The 19,654-nt window shown below is 71.2% G+C and carries 15 protein-coding genes; 8 read left to right on the top strand and 7 right to left on the bottom strand.

The features are described from left to right. Both MXD62_RS31080 and helR read left to right on the top strand, forming a co-directional pair. The coding region (locus MXD62_RS31080; RefSeq protein ID WP_285224257.1) for a TCP-1/cpn60 chaperonin family protein at nucleotides 1-471 on the top strand (471 nt) is incomplete at its 5' end. A gap of 366 nt (nucleotides 472-837) precedes the next feature. Next, the gene (gene helR / locus MXD62_RS31085) at nucleotides 838-2,985 is read left to right on the top strand and encodes an RNA polymerase recycling motor ATPase HelR (RefSeq protein ID WP_248832931.1); all 2,148 of its coding nucleotides are present in this window, start codon (nucleotides 838-840) and stop codon (nucleotides 2,983-2,985) included. Nucleotides 2,986-3,011: 26 nt separating this feature from the next. Here the strand turns inward: helR and MXD62_RS31090 are convergent, their stop codons facing one another. Continuing rightward, nucleotides 3,012-3,815 (bottom strand): hotdog domain-containing protein, encoded by an 804-nt coding sequence (locus MXD62_RS31090; RefSeq protein WP_248832932.1) that lies wholly within the window; start codon nucleotides 3,813-3,815, stop codon nucleotides 3,012-3,014. 245 nt (nucleotides 3,816-4,060) lie between these two features. After that, nucleotides 4,061-4,939, bottom strand: coding sequence for an alpha/beta fold hydrolase (locus tag MXD62_RS31095; protein WP_248832933.1), 879 nt, complete (start codon nucleotides 4,937-4,939; stop codon nucleotides 4,061-4,063). 128 nt (nucleotides 4,940-5,067) lie between these two features. Between MXD62_RS31095 and MXD62_RS31100 the strand changes: the two genes are divergently transcribed. The 3 genes from MXD62_RS31100 to MXD62_RS31110 all read left to right on the top strand — a co-directional run bounded on the left by MXD62_RS31100 (nucleotide 5,068) and on the right by MXD62_RS31110 (nucleotide 9,949). Further along, entirely contained in the window at nucleotides 5,068-6,954 is a 1,887-nt protein-coding gene (locus tag MXD62_RS31100) for a BTAD domain-containing putative transcriptional regulator (RefSeq protein ID WP_248832934.1), read from the top strand. 401 nt (nucleotides 6,955-7,355) lie between these two features. Further along, on the top strand, nucleotides 7,356-8,327 hold the full coding sequence (locus MXD62_RS31105; protein WP_248832935.1) for a TIR domain-containing protein: 972 nt from the start codon (nucleotides 7,356-7,358) through the stop codon (nucleotides 8,325-8,327). Beyond that, nucleotides 8,324-9,949: an SPFH domain-containing protein gene (locus MXD62_RS31110; protein WP_248832936.1), complete on the top strand. Its 1,626-nt coding sequence runs from the start codon at nucleotides 8,324-8,326 to the stop codon at nucleotides 9,947-9,949. The genes MXD62_RS31105 and MXD62_RS31110 overlap by 4 nt, the downstream gene beginning before the upstream one ends. 345 nt (nucleotides 9,950-10,294) lie before the next feature. Here MXD62_RS31110 and MXD62_RS31115 read toward each other — a convergent pair whose 3' ends face one another. After that, nucleotides 10,295-10,732 carry a MarR family winged helix-turn-helix transcriptional regulator gene (locus tag MXD62_RS31115; RefSeq protein WP_248832937.1) on the bottom strand — a complete coding sequence of 146 codons (438 nt, stop codon included), beginning with the start codon at nucleotides 10,730-10,732 and terminating at the stop codon, nucleotides 10,295-10,297. A 130-nt stretch (nucleotides 10,733-10,862) separates the two neighbouring features. Between MXD62_RS31115 and MXD62_RS31120 the strand changes: the two genes are divergently transcribed. Beyond that, on the top strand, nucleotides 10,863-12,404 hold the full coding sequence (locus MXD62_RS31120; protein ID WP_248832938.1) for an MFS transporter: 1,542 nt from the start codon (nucleotides 10,863-10,865) through the stop codon (nucleotides 12,402-12,404). Between the two features lie 58 nt (nucleotides 12,405-12,462). Here MXD62_RS31120 and MXD62_RS31125 read toward each other — a convergent pair whose 3' ends face one another. Beyond that, complete coding sequence (locus tag MXD62_RS31125) at nucleotides 12,463-13,323, bottom strand: SDR family NAD(P)-dependent oxidoreductase (protein ID WP_248832939.1); 861 nt, start codon at nucleotides 13,321-13,323, stop codon at nucleotides 12,463-12,465. After that, on the bottom strand, nucleotides 13,320-14,852 hold the full coding sequence (locus MXD62_RS31130) for a DHA2 family efflux MFS transporter permease subunit (protein WP_248832940.1): 1,533 nt from the start codon (nucleotides 14,850-14,852) through the stop codon (nucleotides 13,320-13,322). The genes MXD62_RS31125 and MXD62_RS31130 overlap by 4 nt, the downstream gene beginning before the upstream one ends. 120 nt (nucleotides 14,853-14,972) lie before the next feature. On the opposite strand from MXD62_RS31130, the gene MXD62_RS31135 reads away from it, so the two are divergent. Together MXD62_RS31135 and MXD62_RS31140 are read left to right on the top strand one after the other, a co-directional pair. Continuing rightward, entirely contained in the window at nucleotides 14,973-15,647 is a 675-nt protein-coding gene (locus MXD62_RS31135) for a TetR/AcrR family transcriptional regulator (protein ID WP_248832941.1), read from the top strand. Nucleotides 15,648-15,881: 234 nt separating this feature from the next. Next, nucleotides 15,882-17,342, top strand: a complete 1,461-nt coding sequence (locus MXD62_RS31140) for a carboxyl transferase domain-containing protein (RefSeq protein ID WP_248832942.1) — start codon at nucleotides 15,882-15,884, stop codon at nucleotides 17,340-17,342. 199 nt (nucleotides 17,343-17,541) lie between these two features. On the opposite strand, the gene MXD62_RS31145 is transcribed toward MXD62_RS31140, so the two are convergent. Next, a complete protein-coding gene (locus MXD62_RS31145) occupies nucleotides 17,542-18,399 on the bottom strand; it encodes an alpha/beta fold hydrolase (RefSeq protein ID WP_248832943.1) in 858 nt (285 codons plus the stop codon). Further along, a complete protein-coding gene (locus MXD62_RS31150) occupies nucleotides 18,396-19,556 on the bottom strand; it encodes an LLM class flavin-dependent oxidoreductase (RefSeq protein WP_248832944.1) in 1,161 nt (386 codons plus the stop codon). The genes MXD62_RS31145 and MXD62_RS31150 overlap by 4 nt, the downstream gene beginning before the upstream one ends. Nucleotides 19,557-19,654 lie beyond the last annotated feature (98 nt).

Here is a 19,654-nt window from a genome sequence, read left to right on the forward strand (position 1 = left end):
CTCAAGGAGAAGAAGCACCGCATCGAGGACGCCGTCTCGAACGCGAAGGCCGCGGTCGAGGAGGGCATCGTCGCCGGCGGTGGCGTCGCGCTCCTGCAGGCCTCCACCAGCGCCTTCGAGAAGCTCGACCTCTCCGGCGACGAGGCCACCGGCGCCCTGATCGTCGAGCGCGCGCTCGCCGCACCGCTGCATCAGATCGCCACCAACGCCGGTCTCGAGGGCGGCGTCGTGGTCGAGAAGGTCCGCGGTCTCCCGACCGGGCACGGCCTGAACGCCGCCACCGGCGAGTACGTCGACATGATCGCCGCCGGGATCATCGACCCGGTGAAGGTCACCCGCTCGGCGCTGCAGAACGCCGCGTCCATCACCGGCCTCTTCCTCACCATCGAGGTCGTGGTGGCGAACAGCCTGGCGGACGCGGCGGCGTCCGCGTCCGCGGATGCCGCCGCCTTCGGCGACATGGGTATGTAACCGCGTCACCAGCTCGTCGGCGGACCGGCCTACACGGTCGGCCCGCCGACGCCACTGTCCACCGCTCGTCGACGCTGTGCGCACCGCGGCAACCGCGTTCGAGAGCTCCCGCTTGGGAACTTGGGAATACGGCGCGGGCAGATGGCCTCGCCGAAGAGGTTGTCCGCCCATCGCGGGCGAAAATGGGCAGGGGAAAACATCAACTCCCCGCCGCTTTCAACTTATAGCACGTGGGGGGGCTTGCGTCAAGACCCAGGCTGTGCCGCAGAATAGCCAGCCGAGGCCAGATGCCGAGCAGAATCCAGCCGCGCCCGCGAGCGCCAGAATTTGGATCTGAGGTCGCGAGCCTCAGGTCGGAGCCGAGACGTGAACCCCCTGACCACCAGCGCGTTCGACCTTCCCGACCGCCTCGCCGCCAAGGCCGACCCGACGCTGGTCGCCGGCGACGAGCAGCACTTCACGGCCATCGCGGAGAGCCTCGGACAGTCGATCGCCGAGCTGTCCGACCGCCTCGACACCGCGCGCAGGGCGCCCGGCGGCATCGGCCAGGAGGCGATGGACCGGGACCTGGAGATCCACCGGCTGACCGCCCGCCTGCGCGCCCTGCGCCGCTTCGGTCTGGACCTGTGCCTCGGGTACATCATCCGGGTGGACAACCCCGAGCCCGTATACGTCGGACGGCTCGGGCTCACCGACAGCGCGGGCCGTCGCCTGCTGCTCGACTGGCGCTCGCCCGCCGCCGAGCCGTTCTTCGGAGCGACCCACGCCAACCCGATGGGCCTGGCGAGCCGCCGCAGGTACCGCTGGACCCGCGGCCGGATCAGCGACTACTGGGACGAGGTGTTCACCCCGGACGGGTTCGAGGGGCACGCCGCGCTCGACGACCAGTCCGCGTTCATCGCCAGCCTGGGCGGCAACCGCTCCGCCCGGATGCGGGACGTGCTCGGCACCATCCAGGCCGACCAGGACGCCATCATCCGCGCGGGATCCGACGGCGCCCTCGTCGTCGACGGCGGTCCGGGCACGGGAAAAACCGTCGTCGCGCTGCACCGCTCCGCCTACCTGCTCTACGCCGACCCTCGCCTCGGTCACCGCCGCGGCGGGGTGCTGTTCGTCGGTCCGCACCAGCCCTACCTGGCCTACGTGGCCGACGTCCTCCCCAGCCTCGGCGAGGAGGGAGTGCAGACCTGCAACCTGCGGGACCTCGTCGCCGAGGGAGCCACCGCGACGATCGAGACCGACCCGGACGTGGCCCGCCTGAAATCGTCCGCGAACCTGGTGAAGGCGATCGAGACGGCCGTCAGGTTCTACGAGGAACCGCCCACCAAGGGAATGACGATCACGACCCACTGGGCGGACGTCTGGCTGAGCGCCGACGACTGGGCCGAGGCGTTCGAGGCACCGGACCCCGGCACCCCGCACAACGAGGCACGTGACCAGATCTGGCAGGAGCTGGTCACCATCCTGGTGGACAAGCACGACGACGACATCTCCACACACCTGCTCCGCAGGTCGCTGCTGCAGAACCGGGAGCTGCTCACGACCCTCAACCGCACGTGGCCGCTACTCGAAGCGGCCGACCTCGTCGGAGACCTGTGGTCGGTACCCGCCTACCTGCGCAAATGCGCTCCCTGGCTCAGCCCCGACGAGGTCCGGCTCCTGCAGCGCGCGGACGCCCAGGCCTGGACGGTGTCCGACCTGCCGATCCTGGACGCGGCCCGGCAGCGGCTCGGCGACCCGGAGGCGTCCCGGCGCAGGCGTCGGCAGGACGCCGCCGTCGCCGCCGAACGCGAACACATGACCAAGGTCGTCGACAACCTGCTCGAGGCCGACGACGACGGTGAGGGCCTCGTGACGATGCTGCGCGGGCAGGACCTGCGCGACGTCCTGGTCGACGAGTCCGCGCTGCCCACCACCGACCCGGACCTGCTCGCCGGCCCGTTCGCGCACGTCGTCGTGGACGAGGCCCAGGAGCTGACCGACGCGGAGTGGCAGATGCTGCTGCTGCGTTGTCCGTCCCGCAGCTTCACCGTCGTCGGGGACCGCGCCCAGGCCCGCCACGGCTTCACCGAGTCGTGGCGGGAACGGCTCGCGCGGGTCGGGTTCGACCGGATCAGGCAGGCGTCCCTCAGCATCAACTACCGGACGCCGGAAGAGGTCATGGCCGAAGCCGAGCCGGTCATCCGCACCGTGCTCCCGGACGCCAACGTGCCGACCTCCATCCGCGGCAGCGGCATCCCCGTCCGGCACGGATCCACCTCGGATCTGGATTCGGTCCTCGGCTCCTGGCTCGCCGCGCACGCCGACGGGATCGCCTGCGTCATCGGCGATCCCACGTTCCGGCCGACGTCGCGCGTCCGGTCGCTGACCCCGGAGCTGTCGAAGGGGCTCGAGTTCGACCTGGTCATCCTCGTCGACCCGGAGGCCTTCGGCACCGGCATCGAAGGAGCCGTCGACCGCTACGTCGCGATGACCCGCGCGACCCGGCAACTCGTCATCCTCACGAGCCCCTGACGTCGGCGGGCCTGATCGGTGTGGGATCAGCGAGCCCGGCCGAAGGTTCGGGTGGTGGCGAGGACGGCGAGGCGGTTGTCGGCGCCGGTGTCACGCACCTCGACCCGGCCGAGGCCGTCGCGGACCAGCGCGGTGGCGACGACCGGGCCGACCCGGGCCGGGCGCAGGTAGCGGATCCCCAGGGAGGCGAGCGTCTCGCCCGGGGTGAGGGAGAGCGCCGCCTCCTCGGCGGTCAGGGCGAGCAGCCCGCCGTTGATGGTGTTCGACGCGTTGATCGCGTCCTCGGCGCGGGGCAGCGTCGCCACGCCCGGTGCGAGGATCTCGCAGCGGGCCCGCTCGGCCAGCGGCCTGCTCAGCCGTCGGCCCGGGCTCCGGCGCGGCCGGGTCTTCAGGTCGGCCAGATCGGGTGCCATGACCAGGGCGGGGTTCGGGGCGGCCATGAACGAGGTGACGGCGAATCCGATCCGGTCACCGCCACTGCCGGTGAACTCGACCTCCACGACGCCGACCGACCGGCCGGCCTTGACCAGCCGGGCGGCCACATTGATCGTCTCGGACTCGCGCGGCGGGGCGAAGACCTGGACGTCCAGGTCGAGCGTGACGGGGACGCGGGGGGCGAACCGGTCCATGACCGTGTACCCGGCCACGGTGTCGGCCCAGATCGCCAGGATCGACGTGCGCACGCTCCGCGTCCCGGGGGCGAACAGTTCCGGGGCGACCGGTGCCGACCCGTGCCACTCGTCGCCGACCAGGTCGAGGCCGAAGCCGAGCTCGAGCAGGATGTGGTCGTCGGTGTGCGTGACGTACTGGACTTCGTCGATGGTGGTCATCGCTGCCGCCCCCCCGGGCATGACGTGGCTTGCCTCGCCGGGACGACGCGGGCCCGCACCTCGGCTGGAGCCGCTTCGGCTGAGCACTGGTCTCCGATCCACTCCTCGGCCCACAGCGCGGGCAGACGCCCAGCCGACCGCCGAGGACCTTCCTGATTCAACAACATTGACGTCAGAATCAAGTCAGGATGGCTCTCGGTGTGGCGCACCACGCACCTCGTACGCCTCGGCGCTGTCGGCCGGCGTCACCGGGCGAGGAGGTCACGGATCACCTGGGCGATCTCGTCGGGGGCTTCCTCGGCCATGAAGTGGCCGGAGCGGGTGAGGCGGTGGTCGAGGTCGGGTGCCCAGGCCCGCCAGAGCGCCGCGGCGTCGAAGCCGAGCTGGGCGCCCCAGTCCTGCTGCACCACGGAGACGGGCATCGCGAGCTGCGAGCCGGCGTCGAGGTCGGCCTGGTCGTGCGCCAGGTCGACGCCAGCGGACGCGCGGTAGTCGGCGACGATCGACGGCACCGCCGCGGCGCTCGCTCGCAGGTATTCGGCGCGGACGTCTGCCGGGATCGCCCCCGGATCGTTCGCCCAGGCGTCGAGGAAGAAGCCGAAGAACGCGTCCGCACTGTTGGCGATCATCGTCTCGGGCAGGCCTTCTGGCTGCGCCATGAGATAGAGGTGGAAGCCGACCGCGCCGGACACCCCGTGCAGCACGTTCCACATGTCGAGGGTCGGCACGACGTCCAGGATGCCCAGGTGCGTGATCGTCTCGGGATGGTCGAGCCCCGCCCGGAAGGCGACGAGGGCTCCGCGGTCGTGGCCGACCAGCGCGAAGCGCTCATGGCCGAGCGCCGCGGCAAGCGCCACGACGTCGGCCGCCATCGTCCGCTTCGCGTACACGTCGGGGCCGGTGGCTGAGGGCTTGTCGCTTGCTCCGTAGCCGCGCAGGTCAGGACAGATGACCGTGTGTTCGGCGGCGAGGCGCTCGGCGACCTGCCGCCACATGAGGTGCGTCTGGGGGAAGCCGTGCAGCAGCACGACCGGGCTGCCCGTGCCGCCGACCGCCGTCGAGAGCGTGACTCCGCCCGTGCCGGGCAGGCGGGTGTGGTCGAAGCCGGGGATGGTGAGGGGCATGGCGCGCTTCCTTCCGTGGCGGGTGCGGCAGCGGGTGCCGTGTCGGACGAGCCCAGGCTGCGCGGCGTCGGTCAGCGGCGAATCAGCGCGCCACGCCGCGGGCGCGGCACCGGCGTGAGGATGGGGACATGCGGATCGAGGTGCTGGGCGCGGTGCGGGCGCGGCGCGAGGACGGGCCCGACATCGACCTGCGTGGCCCCCGGCACCGTGAGGTCCTCGCCCGCCTCGTCGCCGCCGACGGTCGGATGGTCACCACCGACGCCCTCGTCGCCGACCTGTGGCCCAACCCGCCGGCCGGCGCCGTCGGAGCCCTCCGCACGTTCGTCGCCGCCCTGCGCCGCGCCCTCGAGCCCGAGCGCCCACCCCGGACGCCACCCCGCGTGCTGGTGACCGAGGGGACCGGCTACGCGCTGCGGCTACCGCGGGCGGACGTCGACGCCCACCGCTTCGAGGACGCGCTCGCCGCCGCCCGGCGCTCGTCCGACGCGTTCGCGCCGCTCGGCGTGGCGCTCGCCGCGTGGCGCGGACCGGCCTACGCCGACCTGCCCGACGCCGGGTGGGTGCGCGGCGAGCGCCGCCGGCTCGAGGAGCTGCGGCTGCAGGGCGCGGAGCTGCGGGCGGCCATCCTGCTCGATCGCGGCCACGGGGCCGATCTCGTCGCCGAGCTCGGCGCGCACGTCACCGAGCATCCGTGGCGCGAGCCGGCGTGGGGACTGCTCGCCCGCGCCCTCTATCGCGCCGGGCGCCAGGCCGACGCGCTCGCCACGCTCCGGCGCGCCCGCGCGATGCTCGTCGACCAGCTCGGGCTCGACCCGAGCCGCGCACTGCGCCGGCTTGAAGCGGACATGCTCACCCAGTCGCCCGCCCTCGAACCGCGAGTCTCCGAATGGCCGACCATCACCGCCCGTATCGGCCCGCGCACGACCGTCGACGTCGCCCGCGCCCTGGCCCTCGCGGGCGGCGACGCGCTCGTGTCCTCCCGGCGCGACCGGCTCGCCGCCGCGCTCGCCGCCGAACGAACAGGCGATGTCACGCTGACCGCCCGCGTCATCGGTGCCTACGACGTGCCCGCGATCTGGAACCGTGCCGATGACCCGGAACAGGCCCGCGCCGTCGTCGCCGCGGCCGAACGCACGCTCGCCACGCTCGGCCCCGCCGCGCCCGCCGACCTGCGGGCCCGGCTCTTCGCCACGATCGCCGTCGAGAGCCGCGCCGAGGACGCCACCGGGCCGGCACGGGAGGCTGAGGCGCTGGCACGGTCTCTCGGTGATCCCGCCCTGCTCGCCTTCGCGCTCAACGGCGTCTTTCTGCAGTCCTTCTCCCGGCCGGGACTTGCGCCGCGGCGCGACGACATCGGCGCGGAACTCGTCGCGGTGTCCACCCGGCACGGACTGCCCACCTTCGCGATTCTCGGCCATCTCGTACGCCTGCAGTCGGCGTCGGCCCGCGGTGATCTCGACGCTGGCTCCCAGCACGCGGCCGCGGCCGAGCGGCTCGCCGCCGAGCACGAGTCGCCGCTCGTGCCGGTGCTCACCGGGTGGTTCCGGGCGCTCGTCATCGCGGCCCGCAGCGCCGCGCCCGGCGGGCCGTCCGCCGCCCAGGCCGCGGCCGCCTACCGCACCGCCGACACCGCGCTCGAACAGGCCGGAATGCCGGGCCTGCACCGCGGCCTGCTACCGCTCGCCCTGCTCGGGCTCCGTCTGCTGCACGACCGCCCCGCCCCGATCGACCCGCGGCTGGACTGGGGCCCGTACACGCCGTGGGCGGCACCGCTCGTGCTCCTCGCGCAGGACCGTCGAGAACAGGCGCGAGCCGCCCTCGCCGCGACGCCCGAACCGCCGCACGACCACCTCCAGGAGGCGCTCTGGTGCCTCACCGCCCACGCCGCCGCCCAGCTCGGCGAGCACGCGATCGCCGGGCGGGCCGCGGCGGCCCTGCGGCCCGCCCGCACCGAACACGCCGGCGCCGCCAGCGGCATGCTCACACTCGGCCCGGTGGCGCGCTACCGCGACTAGGCGCCGGCGGTCGCGGTAGGGACAGCGGTGTTACTCAGACCGGCAGGCCGGACCTTCCATGCCCCACCGGGCCGATGTGGGCACACTGACTTCTACTTCAGAGCGGATTATAGAGCTAATATGTCCATTCTTAATCCTCGATAGCCGGGAACGCTGGGGGTCGCGATCAGTCTGGGTATGTCCTCGGGTCGGGCAAGGCCGAAAAATGACGGGTTTACCGGTCTGGCTCGACCAGCGCTCCGAGCTGAGGTGATCCGTTGGAGCGCCGGCGAGCTCGTCCTGCCGACAGTGCCCGCGCCGGGCGCCGACAGCCGGGACGCCGCCATCTGTCCGGCATGTGACCAGGACTGGAACCGCACGACCCGACGCTGGCAGCGATGAGTTCAGGGCAAGGACGAGGGATGCTGGCCGCGGAGTCGCCTTATGTGGGAAGCAGCACGCTGAACGAGCCCTCGCTGTTTATCTCGTACGCGCATGCGGACGCCATGTACGTCGAACGGCTCGCGCGGTGCCTGGACGGCTTCGGCCTGCCCGTCTGGTACGACGACAGCCTGGGGTGGGGCGCTCGATTCACCCAGGAGATCCGGCTACGGATCAGGAACGCCCTCGCCGTCATCGTCGTGATGTCCCCCGCGGCGGAGAAGTCGGAGTGGGTCGAACGGGAGATCCTGGAAGGGCAACGGCACGACCGGGAGTTCTTCCCCATCCTGATCGAGGGAAGCCGACTGTTCCTGCTCGCGACGCGGCACTACTTCGACGCCCAGGACGGCTCGTTGCCAGGCAAGCGGGAGATCGCGCAGTTGCAGGCGGTCTGCAGGAGCACGGGCACCGCCGGCGGAGACACCCCGACGCTCCTGCTGCGGCCGCCGCACCAACGGGCGTCGACGGTGCACCTCTCCAGGGAAAGATCGTTGGAGAAGCTCGGCTCGCTCTTCCAGGAGGGAGAGCTGGAGCATGCGGACATCCTGACATCGTCGCTGCTGCTCGAGTCGGTGCAGCGGCTGGAGGCCGGCTGGATGCGGCGCCGGGCTGACGGCGAACGACTGCCCATCGACCTGCTGGCCCGGATCGACTCACTGTGGGAGGACACCTCCGAGGGAAAGCAGGGATTTCGCGCCCAGATGGCCCGACACATGGGCCTGCGCGTCGACACCGAGCGGGATTTCGTCCAGCTGGCACAGGCGCTGGGGTGGACGAGCGGCCGCGGGGACACGAATCCACGCTACGGAGCCTTCGTCGGGGCCGCCGGCCGCGGAAACGGATTCTTCCCGACTCTACGTAATCCGCAGATGGAGCGATATCAGAGCTGGCATGACCAGTGGGTGCAGACAGTCATGGCCGTGCATTTACGGCTACTGAAAGGCGGGGGATGATCGTGCCCTGGTACGGGTGGCTGCTGCTGGTCATTTTTCTCGGCGGTGGTGGGTATCTTCTCTTCATCGGGCTGATAAAGGTACCGCCAGGCCAGGTGGGAGTCGTCCGGGTACGGTTCGCCCCGAGCCACCCGGACGACGCACGCCGGCGGGTGAAGGTGCATGGCTCGCCAGGGGTGCAGGCGGAGCTACTGAAGGCCGACTGGCTCTACTTCCGGCCGCCGGTGCTGTACCAGATCAGCCGTCGGGAAAGGACCAGGGTCCCGCCGGGAACGATCGGCGTGGTCGTGGCGAGGGACGGGGAGACGGCTCCGGTGCACGAGGCGCTTTCGAGGCACGTCGAATGCGACTCCTTTCAGGACGGGCGCGCCTTCCTCCGCAACCGGGGCCAGAAGGGAAGGCAGCCCGCGGTGCTGCCGGTCGGCGAGTACGACATCAACCCGGAGCTGTTCGACGTCGTGACGGTGGAGACGATCGGGTCTGGCCGGTACGGCCTCACCGAGAACGACCTGAGAGAGATCGACGTTCAGGTCGGAACCGCCGGAGTCGTGATCGTCCGCGTCGGACAGATGTACGACGACAGCAACGCCGCGGTCGCGCCGCGGGTACCCCACCATCGCAGTTTCCAGTACCCCTGGGCTTTCCTCGAGAACGGTGGTTGCCAGGGGGTACAGGAGGAGACGCTCCCCGGCGGGGGAAGTTATCAGATCAATCCGTGGTTCGCCCGGGTGGTCCTCATCCCCACCCGGGTCCTCGTCCTGGAGTGGAGCAGGAAGCGGCAGGAGGAGAGCCGCTTCGACTCGGCGCTCGACCAGATCGTGGTCAACGTCGGAGGATTCCCGATCCGGTTCGACATGCAGCAGACCATCCAGATTCCGGCCAGAGCGGCGCCGCGGCTGGTGAGCCAGTTCGGCGAGCAGGAGAAACATCCGGTCGAGCCGGACGACGACGTGACGAGACCCGCCCCGGTGCGCCGGTTCGTCGAGCGTGTGCTGGGGACGACCGCCGAGGGATATTTTCTGAGTACGGCCAGCGAGTACACGGTGCTCGACTTCCTGAACAGTCACAACGAGGTTCGGCTGGAGGTCGAGCAAAAAGTCCGCCAGGCGCTTGACGAATGGGATATCGAGGCGGTCCGCACCACCCTCGGCGAGTTCGAACCACCCGCGAACCTTGACGAGATCCGCCGGGCGATCGCCAGCGAGCGGGAGCACGCGCGTATCCACCGGCACGAGCTGGAGAACGCGAGAATCAAGGCGGAGATCGTCCGGGTCCAGGCGGAGAGCGAAGCCGTCGCCAAAGGAATCCGGAGCACAGCGGAGGCGGAGCACATCCAGAAGCTGGCGGCGGCGGAGCTTGAGGCGAGGATCCAGCTTCTGGGCCAGGATGTCGTGGCGATGGAGCTCCTCCTGGCACAGCTCTCGAAAATGAACGTGCCGACCTATGTCGGCGGCGACGCGACCGCGCTGCTACAGCACATGCCCCTGGAAGCCGCACGCGAAATGATCAACAATGCGATCGCCCGCGTCCAGCAGAAGGAGATGGCTGGCGCGCCGCCGCGTCCCGGCCCACCCGACGACGGCGCCGCCAGCGAACTGGCAGCCGGTACCGGTCCGATCTGAGGCTCCCCGGCTGATGAATCAGGCCGTGCGCCCGCGTCATCCGCGGCGCGCTTTTACTCGTTGGGCGGGTAGTCGGTGGAGGCGGCGAGGTCACGCTGACGTTCGAAGTGTCACGGTCGCGCGGCGGCGGTGACCTCGTCCAGGGCGCGCAGCCCGTTGAGGGCGCGGGGATAGCCGATCTCAGCCGCCCACGTTAGGTGCCGTACCCGCTGCCAGGCAGGACCTGCCAGTGCCTGTATCGGCGGAGCCCGCGAGCCCGGATCGTCCCGAGGCCGGTTCGTCCCGAGGCCGGCTCGGCGTGGACGGCCGACGTCCACGGCGCACGAGGGCCGCCCCGGAGGGCTTCTACAGGTTGGGCCGGCGGATGGCGCCGTCGAGTGCCTGGCCCAGCAGGCGGGCGAGGGTGGCCCGTTCCTCCCGGCTGAGGCCGGCGAGGATCTCGTCCTCGACGCTCTCCTGAGCATGCTCGGCCCGTTCGAGCGCCTCGCGGCCGGTCTCGGTCATCGTCACGAGATGCCGGCGGCGGTCGGCCGGGTCACGGCGCCGCTCCGCCAGGCCGGCGGCTTCCAGGTCGTTGAGCAGCAGGACGCAGTAGTTGGCGTCGATGCACAGGCCTTCGGTCAGGGCCTGCTGGGTGGTGCCGGCGTGATCGCGCAGGTAGGCCAGGGCCGCCATGTCCTTGAGGCTGATCCCGAGCAGGTCGGGCGTGCTGGCCCGGTGGACGAGCCGCGACAGGCGGGTCAGCAGCACGATCGGCCCCGTGGTTGAGGTGGCTTCCGGCATCGAACTATAGTAGCGGCATCGACATCATCACTGATCCGTGATGATTAACCCGACGTGATTATCGATGCCCGATGACCAACCATGATCCGACTCCCCCCGGAGGAGATCCACTCGATGACCGAAGCAGTCGATGTCTGACCCCACGCTGGCCGCAGTTACCGGCGGAGCCGACCGGCGCCGGTGGATCGCCCTCGTGGTCGTGTGCCTGGCCATGCTGATGAACGCGCTCGACTCGTCGATCGTCAACGTGGCGTTGCCGTCGATCCAGGGCGACCTGCACTTCAGCCAGTCCAACCTCACCTGGGTCGTCGACGCCTACCTGATCGCCTTCGGCAGTTTCCTGCTGCTCGCCGGGCGCCTCGGCGACCTGGTCGGCCGCAAGCGGGTGTTCCTCACCGGGGTCGCGCTGTTCACCGCCGCCTCGGCGCTGTGCGCCGTCTCCCCCAACCAGGGCACGCTGATCGTGGCCCGCTTCGCCCAGGGGCTCGGCGGCGCCGTCTCCTCGTCGGTGATCATCGCGATCATCGTCACCGAGTTCCCGAACGCGACGGAGCGGGCCCGGGCGATGAGCGCCTACATGCTCGTCGCCGTCGGGGGCGGGTCACTGGGGCTCGTGGCCGGCGGAGTGCTCACCCAGGCCGTGAGCTGGCACTGGATCTTCCTCATCAACGTCCCGATCGGGGTCGCGACCTTCGCCCTCGGGGCCGTCCTGATCGAGGAGAACGTCGGTCTCGGGGTGGGCCGAGGAGTGGACGTCACCGGTTCCCTGCTGGTCACCGCGGCGCTGCTGCTCGGCATCTACGCGATCGTCACGGCGGCCACCCACGGCTGGGCCTCGGCCCAGACACTCGGGTACGGGGCCGTCGGGGTTGTGCTCCTGGCCGCGTTCTTCCTGGTCGAGGCCCGGCGGAGCAATCCGATCATGCCGTTGCGGATCCTGCGGGTACGCAGCCTGGTCGGCTCCAGCGTGGTGCGCGGATGCCTGTTCATCGCGATGTACGCCGTCTTCTTCTTCGGTGCGCTCTACCTCGAGCAGGTCCGCGGCTACAGTCCGCTGCGCACCGGGCTCGCGTTCCTGCCGATGTCCCTCGTCGTCGCGGCCCTGTCGATGGGCATCGTCAGCCGGCTGCTCATCCGCTTCGGAGCGATGAACGTGCTCGTCCCCGGACTGGTCGCGGTGATCGTCGGCCTGTTCCTGCTGACCCGGGTGGACGAGCACACCAGCTACGCCGCCGGCCTGCTCCCGGGGCTACTGATCCTCGGTCTCGGCATGGGCGCCGCGATGGTCCCGCTGCTGTCGATCGCCATGGCGGACGTCCCCCCGGCCGACGCCGGGCTGGCCTCGGGAATCGTCAACGTCTCGCTCTGGCTCAGCTCCTCGGTCGGCCTCGCCGTCCTCTCCAGCCTCGCCGCCAGCCGCACGAAAACCCTCACCGGCCACGGGCACTCCGCCGTTGCCGCCCTGGTCAGCGGCTATCACCTGGCCTTCCTGGTCGGTACCGGCTGTGCCCTGCTCGGGCTCGTCACGACGCTCGTCGTCCTGCGCGCTCCGGCCCGGGCGGCGTTCGCGGCGACGCGGGCGGCAGCGGCGGCGACAGCCGAATCCGCGGAGCTGCCCACCCCCCGCGAGCATCCTGAGCCCCGGGTGGAGGCGGTCCCCCACAAGTCCTGAGCCGCACGACCACCCCGGCCGACGTGGCCACCGCCGAGCACGCCGCCAGGGTGCCCGCCTACTCGGCGACAGCGCGCCGACGTCCGCCGGTGGGTTCGCGGGCCAGCAGCCGCCGGGTGATGCCTTCCATGCGGGATGCCGCCGAGCCGCTGAACGACGGGCCGTCCACGCTGATGCGGCGTCCTTCGACAAAGGCGCTCAGTGGGTCGGGGGGCGGCGCGTCAAGGAGAGGGAGAATCTGCCGGACGCTTTCGTCGACCGTCTTCCCGGCTTTTTTCAGGTCGGCGACCGCGGCGGCGGCCGCCTCGTCGTAGTCGCCGGAGAAGCTGGTTGCCACGATGCCTGGGTGGACAAGAACGTATCGGACGGCGCCGTGTTCGTGGGCGGCCACGAAGGCGACCCCGAGAAGGTCGTTGAGCTTGCCGCCCTGTCCGAGCGCGGCGCCGCCGTGGTAGAAGCGCCGTAGTTGCAGGTCGTCCCAGCGGACGACGGAGATGTCCGCCCCGGGGCCCGCAATGTTCACGATCACCGGGTTGGCGCCCTTCTCCAGCAGGCTGGTGAGGCCGTGACCGAGGACGTACCGGCTGAGGTAGAACAGCGCGAAGTTCTCCTCGAACCCCTCCGAGGTCTCGCGGCGGGCGGAACGGTAGTGGCGCGCTCCCAGCACGAGCCCGTCTATCGCGGCGAACCGTTCCGTGACAGACGCGACGACCCTCTCGTTCTCGCTGACGAGGCTCAGCTCCGCCTGGAGGAAGAACGCCCTGCCGCCAGCGCCGGCCCGGTTGGCCGCGTCGAGGAAGGCCGTTCCCTTGGCGGCGTTGCGGCCGACGACCACGACCTGGTCGCCACGGCCCAGGAGGGTGCGGGCGAGGGCCTGGCCGATCCCGTCGGTCCCTCCGGTGATCACGATGGTCCTCATCGGGTGCCCTCCTGGGCGGTCGCGGCGGACAGGGCTGGCGGGACCGTCCCGGACGTTGACGTGGTCGCAGTCGCGGTCGCGGTCGCGGTCGCGGCACCCGCGGCCGGGACCGCCGCCTCGGTGGTCGCGTCTCGCCGGGGGAGGAACGCGCTCATGGCGAGGATGACGGCGACGGCCGCCAGCGCGAACCAGTGGACGCCGTGGAACCCCGCCATCCCGCGGGTGTTCTCCGGCCCAACGGTCGTCAGGATCAGGGTGACGACGGCGATGCCGATGGCCGCGCCGAGCTGGTTGAGGATGTAGAGCACGGAGCTGCCCTGGGACACGGACTCCGGAGGCAGCGTCCGGTACAGGGATCCCATGGTAGGCGCGCCGACGAAGCTCAGCCCCGCGCCGACCACGAACGCGGCGAGCGCGGGCCACACCTCGTTGGTGTGCGCGCCGATCCCGGTGAACGCCAGTTGGCCGAGTACCGCGACGACCGCCCCGCCCCGGACGAGGGCCCGGGGGCCGAGCCGGTCGGACAGCCGCCCGGACAGGGGCATGCAGATGACGGCGGCCACCGCGAACGGTGCCACCAGCAGCCCGGCCCCGAGCGCGCCCCGCCCGTGCTGCTGGTAGTAGAGCGGGAGCACGAAGAGGTTCGCGAACATCGTCAGGCCCACCAGGGTCATGACGGCCACGCTCGCGGCGAATCCCGGACTGGCGAACAGGCGCAGGTCGATCAGGGGTGGCGTGCGCCGGTGCGGACGTCCGCGCAGGGCGTGCACGGCGTAGCCGGCGAGCAGCGTCACCGCCGCGACGAGCGGGACGAGCACCTGCCAGGCGACGACGGCGGTGCGGTCGGCCGCCTGCGTCAACGCGAGGACCACGGCGGCGAACCCCGGGCCGATCAGCGCGACGCCGAGAACGTCGAGGCGCCCACCAGCCGCCTGGCGTGGCGGGTCGGCAGGTACCGCGCGGGCTGCGCCGAGCAGGGCCACGGCCCCGACCGGCAGGTTGATCAGGAACATCCATCGCCAGGAGGCGCTCTCCAGGACGATCCCACCGACGATCAGGCCGAGCACCGGGCCGGCCGAGAGCACCATGCCCATCAACCCCATGACCCGGCCGGCGCGGTGTGGTCCCGCGGCGCGGGCGAGCAGGGTGAGCACCAGCGGGTCGAGCACGCCGGCGGCAAGGCCCTGGATGACCCGGAAGACGATCAGGCTGGTGATGTTCCAGGCGAGACCGGAGGCCAGGGAGGCGGACAGGAAGACGACGAGGGCGGTCAGCCACAGCCAGCGCGCGCCGACCCTGTCGACAGCCCAGGTGGTGATCGGGATGGCAATGGTGAGGGCCAGGAGGTATCCGGTCGAGACCCATCCGATCGTGCTCAGCGAGGTGTGGAACCGCGCGGCGAGGGTGTCGACACCGACGGCGACGACGGACCCGTCGAGGATTCCCATGATCCCGCCGAGCAGAACCACCGCGATCAGGCGACGCAGCGGCGGGTCGAGCCGGTCCGCGTCCCGAGCTTCGGCCGACATAATGCCTCCGAGTGTCTGGAGTTTTGCACCTGCGAGTGCAGTTTAGCGATCGTAGCCGTTCCCACGGCAGCGGGAGACCGACGGCGGCCGGCAGCTACGGTGCGGCGGTACCGTGATGCGGTGAACGCGATCTCGGGCGGCGGGCGGACGGCCGGCGGGCGACCGGGCTCGCGCGGCCGCCCGGACAAGAGGGAAGCGATCCTCGGCACCGCGTTCACGGTGTTCGCCCGGGAGGGGTACGCCCAGGCGGCGCTGGATGTCATCGCCGCCGAGGCGCAGGTCGCCAAGCACACGATCTACAACCACTTCGGCGACAAGCAGACCCTGCTGCGGGCGGCGCTCGCCGCCGAGGCCGACCACGCGCTGGCGAAGAACCTGGCCGCCGTCGACCGGCTCCGCGACCTGCACGGCGACCTACGGGCCGCGTTGGAGGACGTCGGCCACCGACTGATCCAGTGCTTCTGCGACGAGCGGGGCTGGGCGCTGCGCCGACTGCTCTACGCGGAGATCAACCAGTTTCCCGATCTGCTCGACATCATCCAGGGACGTGCGGCGAATCCGGTCACCGAGGCGCTCGCCGACCGGTTGGCCCGGCTGACGCTGGCGGGGAAGCTGCGGGCCGGCGACCCGTCCGCGGCGGCGGAGCAGCTCGCCGCGCTGCTGACCGGGTCGTTGGAGGCCCGGGCCCGGTTCGGCACCAGGGTGCTCTCCGATGACGAGATGCGCGCGGTGGCACGGGCCGCCGTCGACACGTTCCTGCACGCCTTCGGGCCCCAGGGCGCACCACCCGCCTGACGCGGGGCAGGTACGAGTACGAGTACGGATCCGGCCACGTGATCGGCCGGCCGGCGGGAACTGTGACTTCTCGGCTTGAGCCCCGCTATAGGGAGCCGAAAGCACCCGTGGTCATCATCGGGTCAGTGGACGCGACGTGCCCGGTGCGACCGCCAGGCCCCGCGTGCGGTGAGCGTCATCCGCCGGTGCCGTGAATGCGCCTTCCGGTGGCTACCGAAGCTGGGGAGGAACTACATGACAGAGGTTGCGGGCGATCGGGTACGGGTGCTCATCCCGGAGCAGGAGGATGGACGAGGCCCCCATCGCAGGCTGACCCAGTTGTTCGACGCGGGTTCGTTCGCACCCTTCCCCGGGGTTGCCGGCAGCCGTGTGCTCGCCGGCCGCGGCCGGATCGACGGTGAGGTGGCCATCGCCTTCTGCACCGACGGGACCCGGATGGGCGGGGCGATCGGAGCCGACGGCGCCGCGCAGATCGTCTCCGCCATCGAGGAGGCCCTGCGCCTCGGACGTCCCGTCATCGGCCTGTGGCACTCCGGTGGCGCGAACCTCACCGAGGGCGTGCAGTCCCTCGACGGAATCGGGCGCATCTTCGCCGCGATGATCCACGCCTCCGGCCGGATCCCGCAGGTGTCGGTGGTGCTGGGGCCGGCCGCCGGCGGCGCGGCGTACGGGCCGGCGCTGACCGACGTCGTCATCATGGCACCGGCCGGCCGGGTCTTCGTGACGGGCCCGGACGTCGTCCGCAGCGTGACCGGCGAGCAGATCGACATGGAGGGCCTCGGCGGCGCCGACGCGCACGGCCGCAGGTCCGGCGTCGTCCACGTACAGGCGTCCTCGGAGGGCGACGCCTACCAGCGGGCGCGGCGGATCACCACGCTGCTCGCCGGGTCGGGCCCGTTCGTGCTCGACCCCGCCATCACCGCGGAGGTGGACGCGAACGAGCACCTGCGGCCGGACCCGCGTGCGCTGCTGCCGGAGCGGCCCCGGCGGGCCTACGACGTCCACCCGCTGATCCTGCGGCTGCTCGATGATGATCAGAATCCGTTCGAGGAGCTCCAGCCGCGCTGGGCCCCGAACGCCGTGGTCGGCCTGGGCCGCCTGTACGGCCAGCCCGTGGGGGTGGTCGCGAACAACCCGATCCGCAAGGGTGGCTGCCTGGACTCGCTGAGCGCGGAGAAGATCTCGCGGTTCGTCCGGATGTGCGACTCGTTCGGCGTTCCGCTGGTGGTGCTCGTGGACGTCCCCGGGTATCTGCCCGGCGTCCGCCAGGAGTGGGAGGGCGTGGTGCGCCGCGGCGCCAAGCTGCTCTACGCCTTCGCCGAGGCCACGGTACCCAGGGTCACGTTGGTCACCCGGAAGTCGTTCGGCGGGGCGTACATCGCGATGAACTCCCGGTCGCTGGGCGCGACCGCCGTGCTCGCCTGGCCGGAGGCCGAGGTCGCCGTCATGGGCGCCGAGGCGGCGGTCGGCATCCTGCACCGGCGCAAGCTGGCCGCCGCGGCCGAGGAGGAGCGGCCGGCCGTGCTCGCCCAGCTCGTCGAGGAGCACACCCGCACCGCCGGCGGCGTGGACCGCGGCCTGGCCCTCGGCGTCATCGACTCCGTCATCACCCCGGCCGACACCCGCCGCCGCATCGCCGAGGCCCTCGCCGACGCCCCAGCCCGCCACGGCAGTCACGGAAACATTCCCCTGTAGTCCGCTGTGGAACTACCGGTCAGGGAGCGAGCAGACCGTCGATCTCCGTGATCGCCCGCGCTGTGTCGTGAAAGAGCACCCAGCTCTCCCTTCTTTGATCGACATCGGGAACGTCCAGCCCGACGACTCCAGCCAGCGATCAAGGTTGTGCTGGAGGTCGCCGCCGCCACTTGGCCAACGGCGGCGACAACCTCGGGGTCTACGTGGCGGTCTTCACGGCCAGCGCGGTGATCAGGCCGGCGACCTCGGCGGGGCGTTCCAGGGCCGGCAGGTGGGCGCAGTCGGCGAGTTCCACCAGCCGCGCGGACGGGATCGACGCCGCGTAGGCGGCGGGGTGCGCGGCGGGCAGGATGCCGTCCCGCTCCCCGCGCACCACCAGGGTTGGCGCCCCGATCAGGGCCAGCCGGCCCTGCAGCCTGGGGTTGTGCAGGTGCGGGTTCCAGCCGATCCGCGCGGTCGCCTCCAGTGCCCGGTACAGGTGCACCGGCAGCGCGTGGGGGTCGGCGGCATCCTCGGCGAGCGCCGGGCTGAGATGGCCGACCAGATCCTGCGGCCGTGCCAGCAGCTTGGGCAGCAGGACGTCGTCCTCGGCACCGAAGATCTGGAAGACGGGGGCGTCGTCCACCCGCAGCCCCAGTGGGCTGAGCAGGGCCAGCGCCCGGGCCCGCTCCGGGAACCAGACCGCGATCTCCGCCGCCAGCCAGCCGCCGAGCGAGCTGCCGACCAGGACGGCCCGGTCCACCTCGAGACTGTCCAGGATCCGCCGGAGGGTGAACACGACATCCGCGATGCCGTGCCAGGTGGTGATCGCGTCCGACCGGCCGAAACCGGGGATCTCGGGCGCGATGACCTCGAAGCCCGCCGCCGCCAGGTCGGTGAACAGCGGCAGCACGCCGACCTCGCCGAACGGCGAGTGCAGGTAGACCAGCGGGATGCCCTCCCCCAGCCGGACGTAGCGGATCCGGGCGCCGTCGACCTCGATACGCCGCAGCGCCGGCACGGTCACGTTCTCCGCAGCCACGTTCGCGGTCACGTTCGCGGTCACGTTCGCGGTCACGCGGTCACCTCCGGCCAGGTCGGGGGGGTGGTGAACTCGGCGCACAGCCGGGGGATCACCTGCTCGGCGAAGAGGGTGAGGTTCGCCTTCGTCAGTTCCGGCGGGAGGGTGCCGATCTGGAACAGGCCGAGCAGATTACCCACGCCGAGCCGACGGATGTGGCCGACGAGTTTCTCGGTCACTGTCTCCGGGCTGCCGACGATCGCGTAGGACCCGGCCACCACGGTCTCCCAGTCCGGAACACCGAGCAGATAGCTCGGAGCGTTCTCCATCAATCGCAGCGCCGCGGAGATGCTCTGGTATCCCGGTGGCACGATCTGCACCCCGTTGAGCAGCCGGCGGGCGAAGTACCAGAAGTGCTCCTCGTATTCCTCCCGGGCCGCCTCGTCCGTCTCGGCCACGTATATCGGCAGCAGCAGGCCGAGGTTCTCCGGCGCCGGGGAGCGGCCGGCCTCCAGCCAGACCCGCCGGAACGTCGCGTAATTACGCTCGAAAACCGAGGAGTGGAAGAAAGGAAGGCCGATGTAGGAGAACCCGCGGGCCGCGACGAGCTCCATCGTCTCCAACGACCCCAGCCCCGGAATCCAGACCGGTGGATGCGGCTGCTGCAGCGGTCGCGGCCAGGGATTTACGTGCGGGATCTTGTAGTACTCGCCGTTGAACTCGAACGGGCCGGGCCGGGTCCAGGACTCGACGACGAGGTCGAGCGCCTCGGCGAACCGGGCCCGGGCGTGGGCCGGGTTCACCCCTGAGGCGTAGTACTCCGGGCCGCCGCCGACGACCATGCCCGCGATGAGCCGGCCGCCGCTGACGACATCGAGGATGGCGAACTCCTCGGCGACCCTGGTCGGCGGGTTGTACAGCGGCAACGCGTTACCGATCACCGCGATCTTGGCCCGGGATGTCCGCCGGGCGAGCATCGCGGCGAAGAGGTTGGGGCTCGGCATCGATCCGTAGGCGGTCTGATGGTGCTCGTTGAGTACCAGGCCGTCGAAACCGACCTGCTCGGCATATTCGAGCTCGTCGAGATAGCGGTTGTAAAGGCCGTGGCCGAGGGTCGGGTCGTAGAACTCGTTCGGGGGCGTGATCCATGCTGATCCGGTGTAGTCGGCCGGTAGGTGCGGCCACGGCATCAGATGGAACGAGAAAATCTCCATGCGTCCTCCGGGAATCCGGCCGCCGACGGCCGGACGGATGAGTGGACGGGCGGACCGAGACGTCCCACACGGGCCGGCACACACCGAGACCGCACCGC

The sequence above is a fragment of the Frankia sp. Mgl5 genome (assembly GCF_023242985.1).
In the GTDB taxonomy this organism is placed as follows: Bacteria; Actinomycetota; Actinomycetes; order Frankiales; family Frankiaceae; genus Parafrankia; species Parafrankia soli.

Coding starts and splice junctions, on each gene's coding strand:
- MXD62_RS31090 (WP_248832932.1), bottom strand. CDS start 3,815: ATGACCACCATCGACGAAGTCCAGTACGTCACGCACACCGACGACCAC.
- MXD62_RS31095 (WP_248832933.1), bottom strand. CDS start 4,939: ATGCCCCTCACCATCCCCGGCTTCGACCACACCCGCCTGCCCGGCACG.
- MXD62_RS31100 (WP_248832934.1), top strand. CDS start 5,068: ATGCGGATCGAGGTGCTGGGCGCGGTGCGGGCGCGGCGCGAGGACGGG.
- MXD62_RS31105 (WP_248832935.1), top strand. CDS start 7,356: ATGCTGGCCGCGGAGTCGCCTTATGTGGGAAGCAGCACGCTGAACGAG.
- MXD62_RS31110 (WP_248832936.1), top strand. CDS start 8,324: ATGATCGTGCCCTGGTACGGGTGGCTGCTGCTGGTCATTTTTCTCGGC.
- MXD62_RS31115 (WP_248832937.1), bottom strand. CDS start 10,732: ATGCCGGAAGCCACCTCAACCACGGGGCCGATCGTGCTGCTGACCCGC.
- MXD62_RS31120 (WP_248832938.1), top strand. CDS start 10,863: ATGTCTGACCCCACGCTGGCCGCAGTTACCGGCGGAGCCGACCGGCGC.
- MXD62_RS31125 (WP_248832939.1), bottom strand. CDS start 13,323: ATGAGGACCATCGTGATCACCGGAGGGACCGACGGGATCGGCCAGGCC.
- MXD62_RS31130 (WP_248832940.1), bottom strand. CDS start 14,852: ATGTCGGCCGAAGCTCGGGACGCGGACCGGCTCGACCCGCCGCTGCGT.
- MXD62_RS31140 (WP_248832942.1), top strand. CDS start 15,882: ATGACAGAGGTTGCGGGCGATCGGGTACGGGTGCTCATCCCGGAGCAG.
- MXD62_RS31150 (WP_248832944.1), bottom strand. CDS start 19,556: ATGGAGATTTTCTCGTTCCATCTGATGCCGTGGCCGCACCTACCGGCC.